Origin of the sequence: Humitalea sp. 24SJ18S-53 (genome assembly GCF_050632385.1) — a bacterium.
Lineage (GTDB): Bacteria > Pseudomonadota > Alphaproteobacteria > Acetobacterales > Acetobacteraceae > Humitalea.
In genome coordinates this window covers 5303520-5319145 of record NZ_CP192599.1, presented here as the reverse complement: position 1 = coordinate 5319145, position 15626 = coordinate 5303520, and the positions used below count along the sequence as shown (strand labels likewise).

Below are 15626 nucleotides of genomic sequence, written 5' to 3'. Positions count from 1 at the left end.
GTCAGCCACGCTGCCGTTCGATCGCCGCACCGACCGCCGCCAGCTTGCGCTCCACATGCTCGTAGCCGCGATCCAGGTGGTAGACCCGGCTGACCACGGTTTCCCCGCGCGCCGCCAGGCCCGCCAGGATCAGCGAGACCGAGGCCCTGAGGTCGGTCGCCATGACCGGCGCGCCGGACAGCATCGGCACGCCGCGCACGATGGCGGAGGCGCCGTGGATGGTGATGCGGGCCCCCATGCGGGTCAGTTCGGGCACGTGCATGAAGCGGTTTTCAAAGATGGTCTCGGTGACCATCGAGGCACCCTCGGCCACCGCCATCAGCGACATGAACTGGGCCTGCATGTCCGTGGCAAAACCCGGGAAGGGTTCGGTCATGACATCGGCGCCGTGCAATCCGTTCAGGCGGGAGACGCGCAACCCGCCGCCCTCCTCGGCCACTTCCACGCCGGCTTCGCGCAGGATGCGGGCGACGGCGCCGAGGTGCTCGAGGCGGGCGCCCTCAAGCAGGACCGTGCCGCCGGTGATGGCGGCGGCGATGGCATAGGTCCCTGTCTCGATCCTGTCGGGCACGATGGCATGGGTCGCGGCGTGCAGCGGGGCGCCGCCTTCGACGGTGATACGGTCGGTGCCGGCACCGCTGATGACCGCGCCCATGGCCGATAGGCAGGCGCAGAGGTCAGCGATCTCAGGCTCCCGCGCCGCATTCACCAGGGTGGTGGTGCCCTTGGCGAGACAGGCCGCCATCAGCAGGTTTTCCGTGGCCCCGACGCTGACCTGGGGGAAGATGATCTTTGCCCCGACCAGCCCCTTCGGGGCGGTCGCGGTGATGTAGCCGCCGTCGAGGGAGATGGTGGCACCCAGCGCCTCCAGCCCCTTCAGGTGCAGGTCCACCGGGCGGGTGCCGATGGCGCAGCCGCCGGGCAGCGAGACCCGTGCCTGGCCGAAGCGCGCGACCAGCGGCCCCAGCACCAGGACGGAGGCGCGCATCTTCCGCACCAGGTCATAGGGCGCTTCCAGGCTGGTGGCGGCGCCGGACATGGTGATGGTGCGCGCGGTCTTGTCGTGGTCCACCGCCAGCCCGTGCTGGCGCAGCAGCGCGCCCATGGTGGCGATGTCGGCCAGGTCGGGTGCGTTGGTCAGGACCAGCGGCCCGTCCATCAGCAGCGACGCCGCCATCAGCGGCAGGGCCGCGTTCTTCGCGCCGGAGATCGGGATATTGCCCGAGAGCGGGCGGCCGCCCTGGATGTGGATGCGGTCCATTGTCTAAAGCCTCGGCAGCGCGACGCCGCGCTGGCCCATGTATTTGCCTTTGCGGTCGGCATAGGAAACTTCCGGCGGCTCTTCACCGCGCAGGAAGAGGAATTGGCAGATGCCCTCGTTCGCATAGATGCGGGCGGGCAGCGGGGTCGTGTTGCTGATTTCGATGGTGACCTGGCCTTCCCATTCGGGTTCCAGCGGCGTGACATTCACGATCAGGCCGCAGCGGGCGTAGGTGGATTTACCCAGGCAAATCACCAGGACATCCCGCGGAATGCGGAAATATTCGATGGTGTGGCCCAGCACGAAGGAATTGGGCGGGATGATGCAGGTTTCGCCCTTGCGGGAGACGAAGCCCGTGTCGTCGAACCGCTTGGGATCGACCAGAGCGTTGTCCACATTGGTAAAAACCTTGAACTCATCGGCCACGCGCGCGTCATAGCCGTAGGACGACAAGCCGTAGGAGATGATCCCCTCTCGATGCTGACGGTCGGCGAAGGGCGTGATCATGCCGTTTTCGGTCGCCATGCGGCGGATCCAGGTGTCGGGCAGGATCGGCAAGGGGGTCGCCTCCGGGCGTGAACGGATCGGGGGCGATTACCCCCTGGGCCGGGTGGCGGCAACCTTGCGGGCTGGCGCGGGGTCACGGCCAAGCCATGCGCACACTGCGTGGGATCGATTTCTTGCCGGCGAGGGTGCGGAGAACACGCCGGAGCAGGCGGATGACGGTGATGTCGCGGCGCTCAATCGCAGGCCAGCAGTGGCGCATGACGCTTTCGGACAAATCGGGATCGGGCAGCAGCCAGGGTGGGCCGTTCAGCGCCGAACGCAGCCCGAGACGCCGGATCAGCACCAGGAAGCCAAGGCCGAGAATGTGTAGCGCGCCGGCCGATTTGGTAGTGATTGGCGCGCGGTTTGGTAGCGGCTGAACCCGCAATAACGCCCGTTTCAACCCGCTCAACGGCGATTCTCTCCCCTCTTCACGGCCGTTCTTCGCGTCCCGCCTGGCGACGCGGCGCTGCTGATAATCACCTCGCCAACCTTTTCGCCCTGCCGCTTCCCGCCGGCGATCGAATAGGAAGTCTCCACCCGCTCGAACTCAAAGCCGGCGAAGCACTCTCGAACGCCCGGCGTATCGTTCAGGCTTAGCAACCAGCTGCCCTTCAGCCCGGCCAGAACCTCCGCCATCCGGGCGAAATCGGCCTTGCCGAACAGCCCGTCGCCATAGTCGTTTTCGGACCCCCAATAGGGCGGGTCCATATAGATAAGGGCGTCCGGCCGGTCGTAGCGGGTCAGCAGCTCCTCCCATCCCAGGCATTCGATGGTGACGCCGGCCAGGCGATCGTGGACGGCCTCCAGGATCGGGGCGAGTTTGGTCACGTCGAATCGGGCCGGACCGCTGGGATTGATGCCGAAACTCTGCCCCCGGACCTTGCCGCCCCAGGCGTTGCGCTGGAGGTAGAGGAACCGGACGGCGCGCTCCAGATCGGTCAGGGTGCCGGGCATGGCCAGGCGCAGCCGCTCGAATTCGGTCCGGCTGGTTACCTGCCAGCGCAGCATATCCATCATCGGGACGAAGTGCCGCTGGAGCACCCTGAACAGGTTCGCCACCTCGCCGCTCGCGTCGTTGATGACCTCGGCCGGCGCGCGCCAGGGACGGCGGAAGAAAATCCCCCCCATGCCCACGAATGGTTCCAGGTAGCTGCGATGGGGCACGGCTTGTAGGCGCGTGATGAGGCGGGCGGCCAGGTTCCGCTTTCCGCCGATCCAGGCGGCGGGCGGGGCGGTAGGGGCGATTGCTTCGTGGGGTAGACTCGACAGCGACACGGTTGTCTCCATGATCCCCAAGCCTCGGCCGAGGTGGGGTGGGGCGGTTGATCCGTGCCGGTGTCGCCCGGCGGTGAGGGGGTTGGCGCCCCCGAACCCCCGCCCTTTCGGGGCGGGAAACAGGGTCACGTCAGCGCGCGGCGCTGCTGGGGTTCACACCACGATGCTTCGACGGGCCAACGTGACCTTCGCGGCGGCGTACACGCTCGCCCGCTCGGTTGGCGTCAGGACGCGGTTGTAAATGGCCACGAACGCCAGATCGACCCCGCCAGCGAAAGTTGAGTTGTGCGAACTACCGATGCGGAACGTGCGCGGCGGGACGAGAATTTTCCGAGCCAGGGCGCTGGTGGCACCGGCCGTGAGGTTGTCGGTCTGGTCATAGACATTGACCCCAACCCCATCGTCCACCGTGAGGGAGGCGAACTTCCAAGTGGACAGGTTTGTCTCCGTGACGCTCGCGGCAACCTGCAAATACGCACCCGCATTATCGACGAACGCGTGAGCACGAAGGACGCCGATGGGGCCGACCGACGCGCCGGATTTTGCCAACCAGAAGCCCAGGCCGCCGCTCGGGCCGTAGCTGCTGACGGGCATGGTTTCATTCGCGGAGGTGGCGAAGGTCGCCATCGATCGCATGCCGACGAGGATTGTTGCCTCGGGCGGCTCGGCGATGCTGGTATTGAGATAGGCCGAGTTGCCGACGCAACTGATATAGCCTGCACTCACGGCCGGTGCCCCAACGACTGTCGCATCCACGCCGCCCGGGGCCAGGTTGCGGATCGACTGCGCGAGCGTGCCGCCGAAATACCACCAGCCGAGGAGCCCGGCAGCGACCGGCGGTAGGAACCCCAGCGCGTTTGCCGCAAAATCTGCGGGGCGGCACCGAATGAGCGTTGTCATCGTTGGACTGTCCTTATTCAGCAGCCACGGCGACGTCGAACGCGACGCACCAGTTGTGCAGGGGGTAGGGTTGGTCGATGAGCGCGGCGATATTCTCGTCCGCGCCCTGGCCGGTGCCGGCGTTGTACTCGTACCTTTCTGACGCCACGGTGGCATCGCTGTCGCGCAGGCATCCCTGCCCGGCATAGGTGGCAGAGCCCGCATAGCGGACACGCAGATCGCCAACCACATCGCGGGCGAGCGACAGCAGGACGATGGCGTCGCCCGCGATCTCGGCGGCGGCGATCGCCACTGCCCCGCTGTCATCGTAGGCGTAGAAGCCCTTCCCCGCGTGGTCCGTCGCGGTGCGGCCGACATACGGCAGGTCGAAAACCAGCGGCGGCTCGGGCACGTGAAACGACACGAGACACTGCCGCCCACGCCAGGTCGCGCTCAAGGGCGCGAGCGGGCGCCAATCCTGCCCGCGCACCAGAACCCGGTGCATCACTTTCCCGACCTGCTGGCCCAACCAGCGATAGCCGTTGCTGGTGAGGTGCCCCGCCTTGTCTGTCACCGGGTAGTCGGGGCCGACGCAAAAGACGTTGCTTCGCTCCTCGGCCAACTCCAGCGCGCCCATTCCAATGGAGAGTTGCAGCACATCCTGGGTCCAAATGCCGCCGGGCTGGACCATGAAGATGCTGGGCGGCCGGGACTGGCCGGCCACACCAGCACAGACGTGCTGGGCGAAGTCGTCAAAGAGTTGGCCCGTCATCGCCTTCCAGGCCGCCTTGGTCGTGCCGTCCCCGTAGTCCTGCTGCCCTTGGTCGTAGAGCATCGCCGGCACGGCGTAGGTCTGCCCCGCCGCGTCCGCCACGGCCTTGGCGGCGGCGGCGCAGGTCACCAGGCGATTGAACAGTTCAGGGCTCGCGCCGCGCGACAATTCCGCGATGCTGCGCCCGCCGACGCCGCAGGATGACGCGAGGAACTTGCGGGCGGGGTCGGCCGTGACGGCGAGGTGATCCAGCCACGCGCGCCGCAGAAATGAGAGGGCGCCTTCCAGGATCGTCTCGCCCAGGTTGGTAGCGCCCGGCGCCAAGGCCGCGACCTCCACATCGGAGAGTACCCCGGTGGTCACCGTGCTGCGCACAGTGGCGATGAGTGGCTGGAATGCCGCGCTGCCGCCAACCGGCGCCCAGGTCGTGGCCACGCCGCTTGTCGGGTGCACGCTGGCACCCACCATCAGCAGCCCGGCGTCCCGCGCAACCTTTGTCAACGCAGACCACCCCTCGGTGCCATTCGACAGCGACTGGCCGTAGGCGAGGATATGGTTGATCGCGGCCACCAGCCGCTGCACATCGGCCACGTAGCCGCGTGCCGCCTGTGCGGATAGCGCGAGGGCACGAGAGTTGCGCGCCTCGATCTCGGCCACGGAATATTCGTCGGCTGACGTACCACTGCCGCCCAAACCGGTGCCGACCTGGGTGCCATCCATTTTCAGCCCGGCGCCAATGAAACCGTATTCATCGACGTAGATGACGGCGAAGTCTCCGAACTCGACTTCGGCCCACTCCAGCCCGCCAAGACCCACGCCCGCGCCGTTCAGCAGGCCCCTCAGAAGCACAGACCCGTCAGGTCCTTCCAACACCGGTTCGCGGGCTTCATTCAGCCGCAGGGTGAAGCCGCCAATGTCGGCGCCCGATCCGTCCTCCAGGAGGCCAAAGGCCGCGTAACCATCCTCGTCACTGATGACGAGGGAGTAGCGTCCCGGCGCGATGACGCCGACCGACATCCCGGGCAAGGTGACACCCAGGGGCGTCAGGTCGATCGCCGCCGCGCCATCGCTACGCGCCAGCCGCGTGTCGCCGTCAACGTCGCGGATTGCCGCGTTGCCGACCGCGAACGTCTTGCCGTCGTCCGACAAGGACATGCCGATGTCGCCGTACTCGTTGACGACCGCGAGTGCTAAGCCTGTGACGAGTGGCGCGTCCTCGACAAAGCTGGCCGCGATCTCAACCTCAGCCACACGAGCCTGAATCTGCGGCACAGTATCGCTCTCACGGACCAGCGACCCGGCGGTTTTTCGGTAATTCCCCGCATCAGCGCCCGCGAATACAACGCCGAGCGTGTCGTCCGGCGACGCCGCCATGGCGGCAGTCAATTCGGGCAGGGTGGCTCGCTGGACAGCCGCGTTGGCAACCGTGCTGGCGGTGGTGTCGGCCGCCGCATTCGCCCGCAGCAGCGCCGCCTCGGCGGCAGCGCGCTCGCTGGCTGCGGCACCGGCGCTGGCAGCGGCTGCGTCAGCGGCGGGTGCGGCGGCAGCCAGTCCGGCGGCGGCGCCGGCAGCCGCCCCCGCCGCCGCACCGTCCTCTGCCGCCCGTTCGGCGCTCGCCTTTGCCTCCGCCGCGCTCCGCGCCGCCGCGATCCAGCCATCCCATGGCTCACCCGTCCCGATCGACCCCTTGAGGGTGATCGTGTCGGACGTGCCCGCAAGCATGGGGCCTTCGACATAGGCGTCCACGCGCCAGGTGCCGGGCTGGTCGAGCACGACAGTCACCCACCACTCATCGCCATGGGCGGCAATCGCGCCAGGCCCAACCGTGAGCTTGGTCTGCCGATCAGGCCGCTCGCACGTGATGCTGGGGCCAGTGGTCGGGACGCGCTGTCCGGCCGTGTCATAACCGCAGAACCGCAGCACGACCTCATAGGGCGCGATCAGCTGCGCTTTTGCTGCCGCCTCAATCCAGAGGCTCAGCAGCAGCTGTGCTGGGACATCCGCCATCAGTCCGGCAACTCGTCCGACGTGCCATCGGCGAGGAGCGCGCTGGCCTCGCCCTCGGTGATGTGGCCGCGCGCGGCGAGCAGCGCGACACCGGCCGCAAGATCAGGATCGTCGAGGTTGATCAGGCGCGACGCTGCGACGTCATCAATCATCACCTGTATCGTCGGATCGCCCGCTTCGAGGTCGGCCGACGCCGCCAGGGTGATTGCCCGCCGCTTGCTGCCCAGCCGCCGGCGCCACGCCAGCGGGGCAATGACGCGTATCGCCGGCGGTGGCGCCGGCGGCGGGGGTTCGGCAAAGACGCTCCCGGTGTAGCTCCAGCCAGGTGCGACGCCGGCCGCCGCCGCGACCAATGTCGCCACAACATCGGCGTGGAACCGATCGGCGATCGGCGTGTCGGTGGCGGGGATGATCTCGGCCACGAGGCCGTCAACGATGCGGGCGTACATGCTCACCACTCCACGATCAGGTAGCCAGGGGCACCGTTGCCGCCGTAGTTGTTGGCCGAGGACCCCGACCCACCACCGCCCGGAAAACGCCCGCTCAGACCCTGCCCACTGATGTTCGGTCCCGCCGGAGCACCGCAAAACGTCGTGCCGCCGTAGCCGCCGATGTAGGACCCGCCCACCGGTGAGGCCGTGCCGCCCTGATCGCCCGAGATGTTGATCTGGCCACCAACGCCGACGCCGCCGATGCCGCCGGACGCGTTGTCGTATCGCCCACCCTGACCCCCGGTGGCGCTCATGAACGAGCCGAACGATGTGATGCCACCGGGCGTTCCGTTGGCGCCGACGGTGTTGGCGCCGCCGATACCCGCCGCACCAATGCTGATGGGCACCACCTGGCCCGGGACCACATCGACGATGCCCTCGAAATAGCCGCCACCGCCGCCGCCCGACGTGCCAGACGAGGTGTTGATATTGCCTGCGCCGCCGCCGCCGCCGCCCCAGCCCCGCCCTTTGACGCGCCGAACTCCGGCCGGCACGACGAACGAGCCGCCGGCGATATACACGCCCATACCGCCGAGTAGCGGTTGCCCACCCTGAAGCCGCCACGCCAGGTTGCCGTCCGAGACCAGCGTCATCCGACTGCCAACCGGCACGCCGATGGTGGTCAGCCCCTCGATAATGTCCGTCCCGGCGCGGGCCAGTGCGACGACGGCGGTGGTGGTGTCTGTCCGCACGAACGTGTAGCGGATCGGCCGGCCGCCGGCGGCCGAGGCCAGCGGCAGCGTCAATGTCATGTCGCCCGCTGCGGCAATGGCGACGACGCCGGCGTCATCCGCCGTCAGTGTTCCACTGGCCGCGCGGACCGACGAATTGCCGCCGGCAGCGCGCCGTACCGCCTTCAGCAGCTGCGCCAGATCGGCGCCCGAAGGCACCAGCCCATAGCCTTCGAGGGTGCGCACCAGCTCTTCCTGCACCCCGTCGAACCAGGCCGCATTCAGATAGGTCACGCCGATGCCGGCGAGAGGATCGCCGTCCGTGAACCCCGGCTTCCCGGCGCCCCATTTATCCACGACGGCAGAGGGATCAGTGATCCGCAGCATTCAATTCACCCGTATCGAAAAAGGACGTGGCTGTGCGCCGGCTTCACGCGGCGCACGGTGCATTCCAGCGCGCTATCACCCCAGGAGCGCAGCGGCTCATTGACCGCACTGCGCGCAGTGAAGCGGCGGATGTTGAACGCGCCTGGCAGGTTCAGACGCCAGGTCCACCACCAGCGGGGGCCGTGAACCGGCGCGTTGCAGGCGCTGCGCGTGGTGAAGGGCCGAAATTCGGTGACGGTGGCGCCTGGATATCCAAGCGCCTCGGCCAGGGCGATGAAGAAAGCCCGGCTCTGTCCACCGCGTGCTGTCAGCCGTGCCACGACCAGGCTGCGCCGCTGCCCCACCGACATGACGGTCAGTGGCGTGCAGGGATCGGGCAGGCCAACCTCCGCCTCCCAATCAGGCAGTAGCTCCACTGCCTGACGCGGATCGGCCTCGCGCAGCACGTCCATGCGGCGGCGATCAACATAGGCAAACGTCTGGCCTGACCACAGCAGCAGCGTTCCCATCGTCGGATCGGCGCCGCGCTGCCACATGTCGCCGGGCGGCAGATGGTCCGCGAGCTGTGCGGCATACGCCTCGGCGCTGCGGGCTACAGCCATGAGATGGCACCGAGGCGCGCGATGTGCCCGGCGGCGGAGACGATGGAGCCGGCCGGTGACGACACGACGTGGCTATACTCGCCGGTCGCGGCGGAGATGGCAGCGCCGATCCGGCTGGCGGGTGTTGTTCCGCCGGGCTCGGCCTCGCGCAGCAGCAGGTCCGCCAGCTCCCCCGCGACTGCCTGCCGGTTGGCCAGCGTGTCCGGCGAAAGCGCGATGGTGAAGGGCACCAGGTCGGCGACTGGCGCCAGGACCGTGACCGAGCTGGCAGTGACCGGGCGGTTGGTTTCGACCATGGCTTGCACCAGGGCGACCGTGGGCGCATCCGGGATGCTCCCGTCTGGCATCACGAAGAACACAGTCACGCTGCCCACGCTTGGCATCAGCGGCTTGACCCAAACCTTGGTGCGGCCAACCACCTCCTGCACCCACGCCTCGTAGTCGTGCGCCGCGCCGCCGTGCGGCGGTTCCTGCACGCGCTTTGCGGCGCGGGCGCGGACACTCTCCAGCTCCTCGATATCCGCGCCGCCGCCAATCCCGAAGACACCGACCGAGGCCGCATTCTGGACGTTCGCGACAGGCTCGATCAGGGACAGGATCGTGCTGAAAACGGCGTTGCCGGCACTGCCCGCCACGACTGCGACCACGTCGGCCGGCCCGGTGCCGCCGGCATCTATGGTGCAGCCGGCGGTGGTGCGGTAGCGCATGCCGTCAGCGCGGCGCAGCTCCGTACCCATGAGCACCACCGCGCCAGGATTGCCCAGGAAGACGACCTGGCCGCTCGCCACCGTCGCAGGGTTGGCGGTGATCCCCCAGAACGCCGCGCGGGCCGGAAGCTCTTCCTTGCCGGCGGTCGCGATATGCACCTGCTTCGATGCCCATTCGATGGCGCCGAGCATCTCGTGGCTGACCAGCGCCAGCACGCGCGCGAGGACGCCCTCGGCCGATCGGCGCTGGCGCGGATCGGCGCCGTTGAACAGCACGTCAAACTCGGCCTCGATGCGCGCGCGCAGCTGCTGGGGGGTTGGTCGAACCATCGGCATCAGGCTTGCCCCACCCGCAGCGGCACAACGAATGGCGGCACCTCGCCCAGCGTCGGTGCGACCACGGTGATACGCATGCCAAGCACATCGCCCGTCAGCCATTCGGCCGCGACCTCGACGGCCGCCGCCAGATTGCCTTCAACGATCCAGGCGAGCGCTTCGGCCGCGTAATCCTCGGCTCGTTGGCGCACGTCCTCGCTGGCGATCTCCCGCTTCAACAGCCACAGTCGGCTGCCGATCCGGTCATCATCCATCGCGAGCACATCGCCCACCCAGCCCCGGCGGTCGCCCTCCGGCATCTCATCAACGGTCGCGCGACGGTCGGTAAACAGACTGATGTAGATGGCGGTGCCGAGGCCGGCATCCGTGGCGAGCCCGCCCGGCTGCCACACCAGCGCACCGGCCTGCGTGTTGTTGTCCCAGGCCATGGCGATCATGACATCAGGGGCACGGGCGGAGCGCTGTGCGCGGGGTGCCCATGTCCATTATAGAAGTCGCGCATCTGGTCCATCGACACGCCGCCGCTATCGGCCCGGTCGCGGATGATGCCTGTCACCTCCAGCAGCGGGGTTTCCAGACGGACCGACACTGCGGCCTTCAGCACGACCTGCTCGCACTCGACGGTCACGACGTTCTCCGGACTGACCTCAATCCGCGTGCCGGTGGCGGTGGTGATCTCAAGGCCCTGGTCCTCGCGCAGCAGGACCAACTGGCCGGCGGCGCTGTAGAGCGCGACCTCGCCGGGCTTGATCCCGGTCGGGCGATGGCGTGGATCGTCGGCCGCGATGATCACGGGGTGGTCGCGGTTGCCGCCCATGCAGGCAACGACGACGCGGGCGCCCGGCATGGGGTGTGCGCTCAACCCGTACTGCTGGACGCGATCGACCGCGTCGCGCAGCTCGCCATCCAACAGCCCCACCTGCATGCGCTGCTGGCCGTCACCGTCGCTGGTCAAATTGAGCGTGCCACGCCCCATCATCAGCATGATGCGGCGGTGCAGCGGCAGCAGGGCGCGGTGGTCGCTCATCACCCCGGTCTATCGAAAATCCTAAACGGATCATGAGCGGAAGAACTTCCGCTCAGGTCGCCCTCGGGGATCAATCGGTAGGCATCAGGGAGTGCGATCTCCAGCTCGGTCAGCGTGCCGGCTTCGGTCAACCGCATCTTGGTGGCGGCGATCAGCATCTCGGCATTGTCCAGGCCGCAGAGGCGATCGGTGACGCGCACCAGGGTGTTTGGATGCCACAGCTTGCCATCAGCGCGCCAGTCCTGAACGAGGCGGGTGCCGCGAACCGATTTGCCAACCGCGACGGCGCGCTGCCATTCGGCGCGCTGCTGGAATGTCACGCTGCTGCCCTCGCTCTCCGCCAGCACGACGGTGGGGCGATAGCGCGTCACCGATGGATCGCGCACGCGGGCGGACGGACCGAGGCTGGCAGACGCCTCGGGTGCGTTTGGGTTTGGGCCAAACACGGTGAACGCGTTGGTGCTGCTGGCCTGCCCCATCACGATGTAGTCGCTGAACAGCTCTTTGGCGGAGAGGGTCAACTTGCCGCTGATGATATTGCCGTCGTCACCGCCGAGCTTGAGGGCCGCCGCCGCCGGACCGCCAAGACCGGCGCGGGTCAGCAGCAGCCCGCCCTTGCCATCGGGCATGGGGAGGACGGCGCGTTGGCGGCATCCGCGTTCGATCGCATCAAAGACGGTTTCGCCAGGCTGGACCGCAAAGCGCGGAATCGGCCGCCCCATGTCCACCTGGGCGATAACCGGGATGTTAAAGGGGGCGCAAAGGCGGCGCGCGATCTCATCCAGCTTGAGGCCGCCCATTTCGAAAGGCCGCTGATATGCCGCGCAGTCCAGGATATCGCCGGTCTTGTCGCGGCCGCGAACCACCAGCTGGTGACTGGTCGCGTCGTAGGCATATTCGACATCATCGATCCAGCCAGACACGAGCACGTCGCCGTCGATGGCCACGGTGCATGCCATGCCCTGCTTGATCGGCCGAGGCTCGGGCTGGCCCACCCAACGCTCGGTCAGCCCCAGGGCGAATGCGCCGGCGGTGCGCTCCATGGACCGGCTAACCTCCAGCTCGGTCCAACCGGCCCATTCGGTGCCATCCACGGTCAGCGCGACGCGGGTGGTGCCCTGGCGGCCGGTGTCAGCCGGCATCGGTCAGCACCTCCAGCGGCTCGCCCGCCGGGAGGAAGCCAGGGTGCGAAGCGGCGTTTCGGGTGGCGATGTCGCCGGCACGGCCGATCAGCGTGGCCAGGGCGTCACCGTCCAGCTGATAGGCCAGCCGCACTGAGGAGCGGGGTGCGGCCAGCATCACCGACGTCACGCGCGGCAGGGGCGCCGCGACGCTGTTGATATGCCCCACCCATGCGGCGCGCAGGTCCAGCAGCCCACGCCAGGACGCATCCCAGCCGAGGCCGCCGGCGCGATCGGCGGCATCGTCCAGGGCGTCGGCAATGCGGTCGCGATAGGATGCCGCCTCATCCCGGCTGTCCCATGCCACGACGGCTCCGGCGCGCACCGCCTCGGCCGCCGCTGTCGCCCGCACCAGCAGGTCCAATGCCGCCAAGTTGGATGCCGCCGCGCGGCGGCTGTCCGTGGCGCTGACGCCGGCGGGAGCGGTGATGCCGGCACCAGCCGCCGAGAGGGCGATAAGGGCGTCTGGGCGCGGCGCGCTGGCCGTCAACGTGTTGGGCAGGGTGCCGGCCGCGCGCCATGCCTCGACGGCGCCGACAACGGCGCCCGTGGCATCAGCGACCTGGTCCGCGCGGCCGAGGGCGGCGATGCTGGTGACCACCGCGCCGGCCGAGACGGACATGCCGCTAGGGCTGGGCGATACCTCGGCCGAGGCGGTCCAGCTTTCCAGCAGGCCCCACACGCCAAGCGCCTGGCCGGCCAGCCCATAGACCGACGCCAGGTCCGACATGCTCAGGCCCAGCGCGCCCAGCTGCTCGCCCAGCTGCTCGGCCACGAAGTCCTGCAACCCGTCGATCGTCAGCAGGCTGGCATACTCATCCACAAACGCGGACACCGCACCGAGGCCGAGGCGGTCCAGCAGTGACGTGCCATTGGTAACGCCACGCGGCTGGGCGCTGGCCTCATCATCCACCTCGAATGTGATGCTGACCCGGACCAGGCCCTGCTCAAGCCCTGTCATGGTCTTGGCGGCCGTGACCACCACCTGCAACTCGCCGTAGGTGGGATGCACCAGGCGCCCGGCGCCGGCCTGTTCGAGCGCCCTCTCCAGGCGCGCGAGACGGCCCGCCGCATCATCACCGACAAGGAACGCCTCAATCGTGATGCTGCGCTCGCGCCGGCCCATGTCCTCGTGCTGGACCGTGTCGCGGAGCGGGAATTTGTGAGTGACCACGCGGCGGCCGAGGTCGGTGCCCGAACCGACGACGACGAAGGCCACGCCACGGAAACTGGCCGGGCGCAGGCGGCGCAGCAAGCCGGTCGCGCTGGAAAGGAGGGAGCCGCTCATGGCGTGGCCATGTAGCGGCCGGTGTCGGTGCCGGCCTGGATGCGGATGCGCGGATCGTTGCTCTCCACGCGTGTCACCGCGACCCGATCATCGGTCACCGTCACCTCGATCTGCCCGCCGGCATCGACGCGCTGTGCGCCACCGCCCTGCACGGGTGGCACGGGCGGGCCGTCCACGTCGGGGGCGTAGAAGCCGCTGGCGCGCGATCGGCCGCCGAGCGTGCCGCGACGCGGACCATCGGCCGGCGGATCGCCAGGGCCGCCGGGCGTGCGGGGATTGCGCTGGAACAAGGCATCCAACCGATTGAGGCCGGCAAGGATTGGCCCCCATACGGCGTCAAAGGTCGCCTGGATGCCGGCCCACAGATCCACGAGGAAGGCGCCGAGGGCGCGCCATGCGTCCATGATGCGGGCAACGGCGGCCGTCGCCGCACCTCCCGTCCAGCCGTCCAGCCAGGTGATGAAGGCTGCGAAGTTGGCCTGGATACCGGGCCACAGGTCCCCGAAGAAGCCGCCGAGGGCGCGCCATGCGTCCATGATGCGGGCAACGGCGGCCGTCGCCGCACCTCCCGTCCAGCCGTCCAGCCAGGTGATGAAGGCTGCGAAGTTGGCCTGGATACCGGGCCACAAGTCCCCGAAGAAGCCGCCGAGGGCGCGCCACGCATCCGTGATGCGCCCGACTGCCGCGGTCACCGCGCCGCCGGTCCAACCGTCCAGCCAAGTGATGAAGGCGTTGAACGGCTCGCGAACCCAGAAATTCCACAGCGTGTTGAACCAGGTGCGCAGCACCCCCCAGACGGTGGTGATGATCGTGACAGCGGTCTCCATGATCGCTGGGAAGGCTCCGCCCACCCAGTCCCCGAACCCACTGAACAGCTCGCGCACCCTGCCCCACATGGCGCGAAACAGGCCGGGAATGTCCTTCCAGTAGCGCCAGAGCAGATAGGCCGCGGCGCCGATCAGCACGATGCCGGCGATCACCAGCCCGACCGGGTTGGCCAGGAGCACGGCGTTGAATGCGGCCATGACGCCGGTCCCTGTGCGGAGCACGGAGATGAACGTGCCGATCGCGCCGATCGCCGGCCCCGCGATCGAGGCGGTGAGACGCACAACCGAGGCCAGCAGGCCGCCGCCGAGGTAGAGGCCGAGCGCCACGGCGGCGCTGTTCAGCGGGCCGAACCAGGACACCCAATCCCCGAATGTCGCCACGATGGGGCGCAGCACACCCCAGAGCGTGCTGGCCTGGTCGCTCAGCGATTGCAGCACGTCAGGGATGGCGCGGATGTATTCCTCGATACGCGTCGCGATCAGTTCGCGATTGGCCGCAATCCAGTTGGTCCAGGCGGTGACCAGCGGCGTGATGACCGGCGCCAGGCGCACGGCAATGGCGTTTTGCACCCCGTCCAGCGCACCCCGCAGTCGGCGCAGACTGGTGCCGAAATCGGTCAAGGCGCCGGCCTCGGCATCGGTCATCACCAGCCCGAGGAAGCGGGCGTCCTCGGCGGCGCGGCGCAGCCCCGCCGAGCCTTGCGCGAGCATGGGGATCAGCCCCACGCCGGCCTCGCCAAACAGGGCGACGGCGGCGGCGGTGCGGCGGGCGCTGTCCGGCACGCGGGCGAAGGCATCGGCCACGTCGGCCATGAGCGCCTCGGTCGGGCGCAGCTGCCCACGGCTATCCACCAGGGCCACGCCCATGCGGCGGAACGCCACACGCAGCTCGCTATTGCCGCGCGCCGCGTCCAATGCCCGATCGCGCAGCGAGCCGAGGGCGGAGCCCATCTGCTCGGCGCTGCTACCGACCAGCGTGGCGGCGTGGCCGAAGCGCTGCCAGCCCTGGAGTGTCACGTTGACGCTGCGGGCGGAGGTGATGGCGGCCTGTGTCGTCTCGGCGACGCCGCGCGTGATCGCCATCAAGGCCGCGCCGATGGCGGTGGAGCTGGCGACGATCTTGGCGGCCATCAGGGCGGCCGCCTTGGTCACTTCGGTGAAACCAGTGACGACGCGGCCGATCTGCTCACGTGTCGCGTCCAGGTTGAGGCTGCGGACCATCGCGGAAATGCCGGCGCCGATCCGGCGCACCGGCGCTGTGACGCGATCGACCACTTCGATGACCGCGCGGATGCCGTTCTTATCCGCCACGATCCCGCTCCCTCCGCCGGCGCAACTCAGTGTGCCAGGCCAGTGCCTCGCGCAC

Annotated in this window: 15 protein-coding genes; all 15 read right to left on the bottom strand. The window is 68.7% G+C overall.

From position 1 onward, the window contains the following. Position 1 precedes the first annotated feature (1 nt). The gene (murA, locus tag ACQW02_RS25575; protein WP_431282738.1) at positions 2-1261 is read right to left on the bottom strand and encodes a UDP-N-acetylglucosamine 1-carboxyvinyltransferase; all 1260 of its coding nucleotides are present in this window, start codon (positions 1259-1261) and stop codon (positions 2-4) included. Between the two features lie 3 nt (positions 1262-1264). After that, entirely contained in the window at positions 1265-1819 is a 555-nt protein-coding gene (dcd, locus tag ACQW02_RS25570; RefSeq protein WP_431282737.1) for a dCTP deaminase, read from the bottom strand. Positions 1820-1901: 82 nt separating this feature from the next. Beyond that, positions 1902-2219 carry a hypothetical protein gene (locus tag ACQW02_RS25565; protein ID WP_431282736.1) on the bottom strand — a complete coding sequence of 106 codons (318 nt, stop codon included), beginning with the start codon at positions 2217-2219 and terminating at the stop codon, positions 1902-1904. Continuing rightward, the gene (locus ACQW02_RS25560; RefSeq protein ID WP_431282735.1) at positions 2216-3097 is read right to left on the bottom strand and encodes a DNA adenine methylase; all 882 of its coding nucleotides are present in this window, start codon (positions 3095-3097) and stop codon (positions 2216-2218) included. Before ACQW02_RS25560 ends, ACQW02_RS25565 begins: the two co-directional genes overlap by 4 nt. A 141-nt stretch (positions 3098-3238) precedes the next feature. After that, positions 3239-3985 carry a hypothetical protein gene (locus ACQW02_RS25555; protein WP_431282734.1) on the bottom strand — a complete coding sequence of 249 codons (747 nt, stop codon included), beginning with the start codon at positions 3983-3985 and terminating at the stop codon, positions 3239-3241. A gap of 13 nt (positions 3986-3998) precedes the next feature. Beyond that, positions 3999-6743 (bottom strand): hypothetical protein, encoded by a 2745-nt coding sequence (locus tag ACQW02_RS25550; protein WP_431282733.1) that lies wholly within the window; start codon positions 6741-6743, stop codon positions 3999-4001. Then, on the bottom strand, positions 6743-7192 hold the full coding sequence (locus ACQW02_RS25545) for a hypothetical protein (protein ID WP_431282732.1): 450 nt from the start codon (positions 7190-7192) through the stop codon (positions 6743-6745). Before ACQW02_RS25545 ends, ACQW02_RS25550 begins: the two co-directional genes overlap by 1 nt. Before the next feature lie 2 nt (positions 7193-7194). Continuing rightward, on the bottom strand, positions 7195-8292 hold the full coding sequence (locus ACQW02_RS25540; RefSeq protein ID WP_431282731.1) for a hypothetical protein: 1098 nt from the start codon (positions 8290-8292) through the stop codon (positions 7195-7197). 5 nt (positions 8293-8297) lie between these two features. Then, positions 8298-8894, bottom strand: a complete 597-nt coding sequence (locus tag ACQW02_RS25535) for a YmfQ family protein (RefSeq protein ID WP_431282730.1) — start codon at positions 8892-8894, stop codon at positions 8298-8300. Continuing rightward, complete coding sequence (locus ACQW02_RS25530; RefSeq protein WP_431282729.1) at positions 8885-9937, bottom strand: baseplate J/gp47 family protein; 1053 nt, start codon at positions 9935-9937, stop codon at positions 8885-8887. Before ACQW02_RS25530 ends, ACQW02_RS25535 begins: the two co-directional genes overlap by 10 nt. Continuing rightward, a complete protein-coding gene (locus ACQW02_RS25525; protein ID WP_431282728.1) occupies positions 9937-10374 on the bottom strand; it encodes a phage GP46 family protein in 438 nt (145 codons plus the stop codon). The genes ACQW02_RS25530 and ACQW02_RS25525 overlap by 1 nt, the downstream gene beginning before the upstream one ends. Continuing rightward, the gene (locus ACQW02_RS25520) at positions 10371-10964 is read right to left on the bottom strand and encodes a phage baseplate assembly protein V (RefSeq protein ID WP_431282727.1); all 594 of its coding nucleotides are present in this window, start codon (positions 10962-10964) and stop codon (positions 10371-10373) included. The genes ACQW02_RS25525 and ACQW02_RS25520 overlap by 4 nt, the downstream gene beginning before the upstream one ends. Next, positions 10964-12106, bottom strand: a complete 1143-nt coding sequence (locus ACQW02_RS25515) for a phage baseplate assembly protein (RefSeq protein ID WP_431282726.1) — start codon at positions 12104-12106, stop codon at positions 10964-10966. Before ACQW02_RS25515 ends, ACQW02_RS25520 begins: the two co-directional genes overlap by 1 nt. After that, complete coding sequence (locus ACQW02_RS25510; protein WP_431282725.1) at positions 12096-13433, bottom strand: DNA circularization N-terminal domain-containing protein; 1338 nt, start codon at positions 13431-13433, stop codon at positions 12096-12098. The genes ACQW02_RS25515 and ACQW02_RS25510 overlap by 11 nt, the downstream gene beginning before the upstream one ends. Then, positions 13430-15571 carry a hypothetical protein gene (locus ACQW02_RS25505; RefSeq protein WP_431282724.1) on the bottom strand — a complete coding sequence of 714 codons (2142 nt, stop codon included), beginning with the start codon at positions 15569-15571 and terminating at the stop codon, positions 13430-13432. Before ACQW02_RS25505 ends, ACQW02_RS25510 begins: the two co-directional genes overlap by 4 nt. Between the last annotated feature and the right edge of the window lie 55 nt (positions 15572-15626).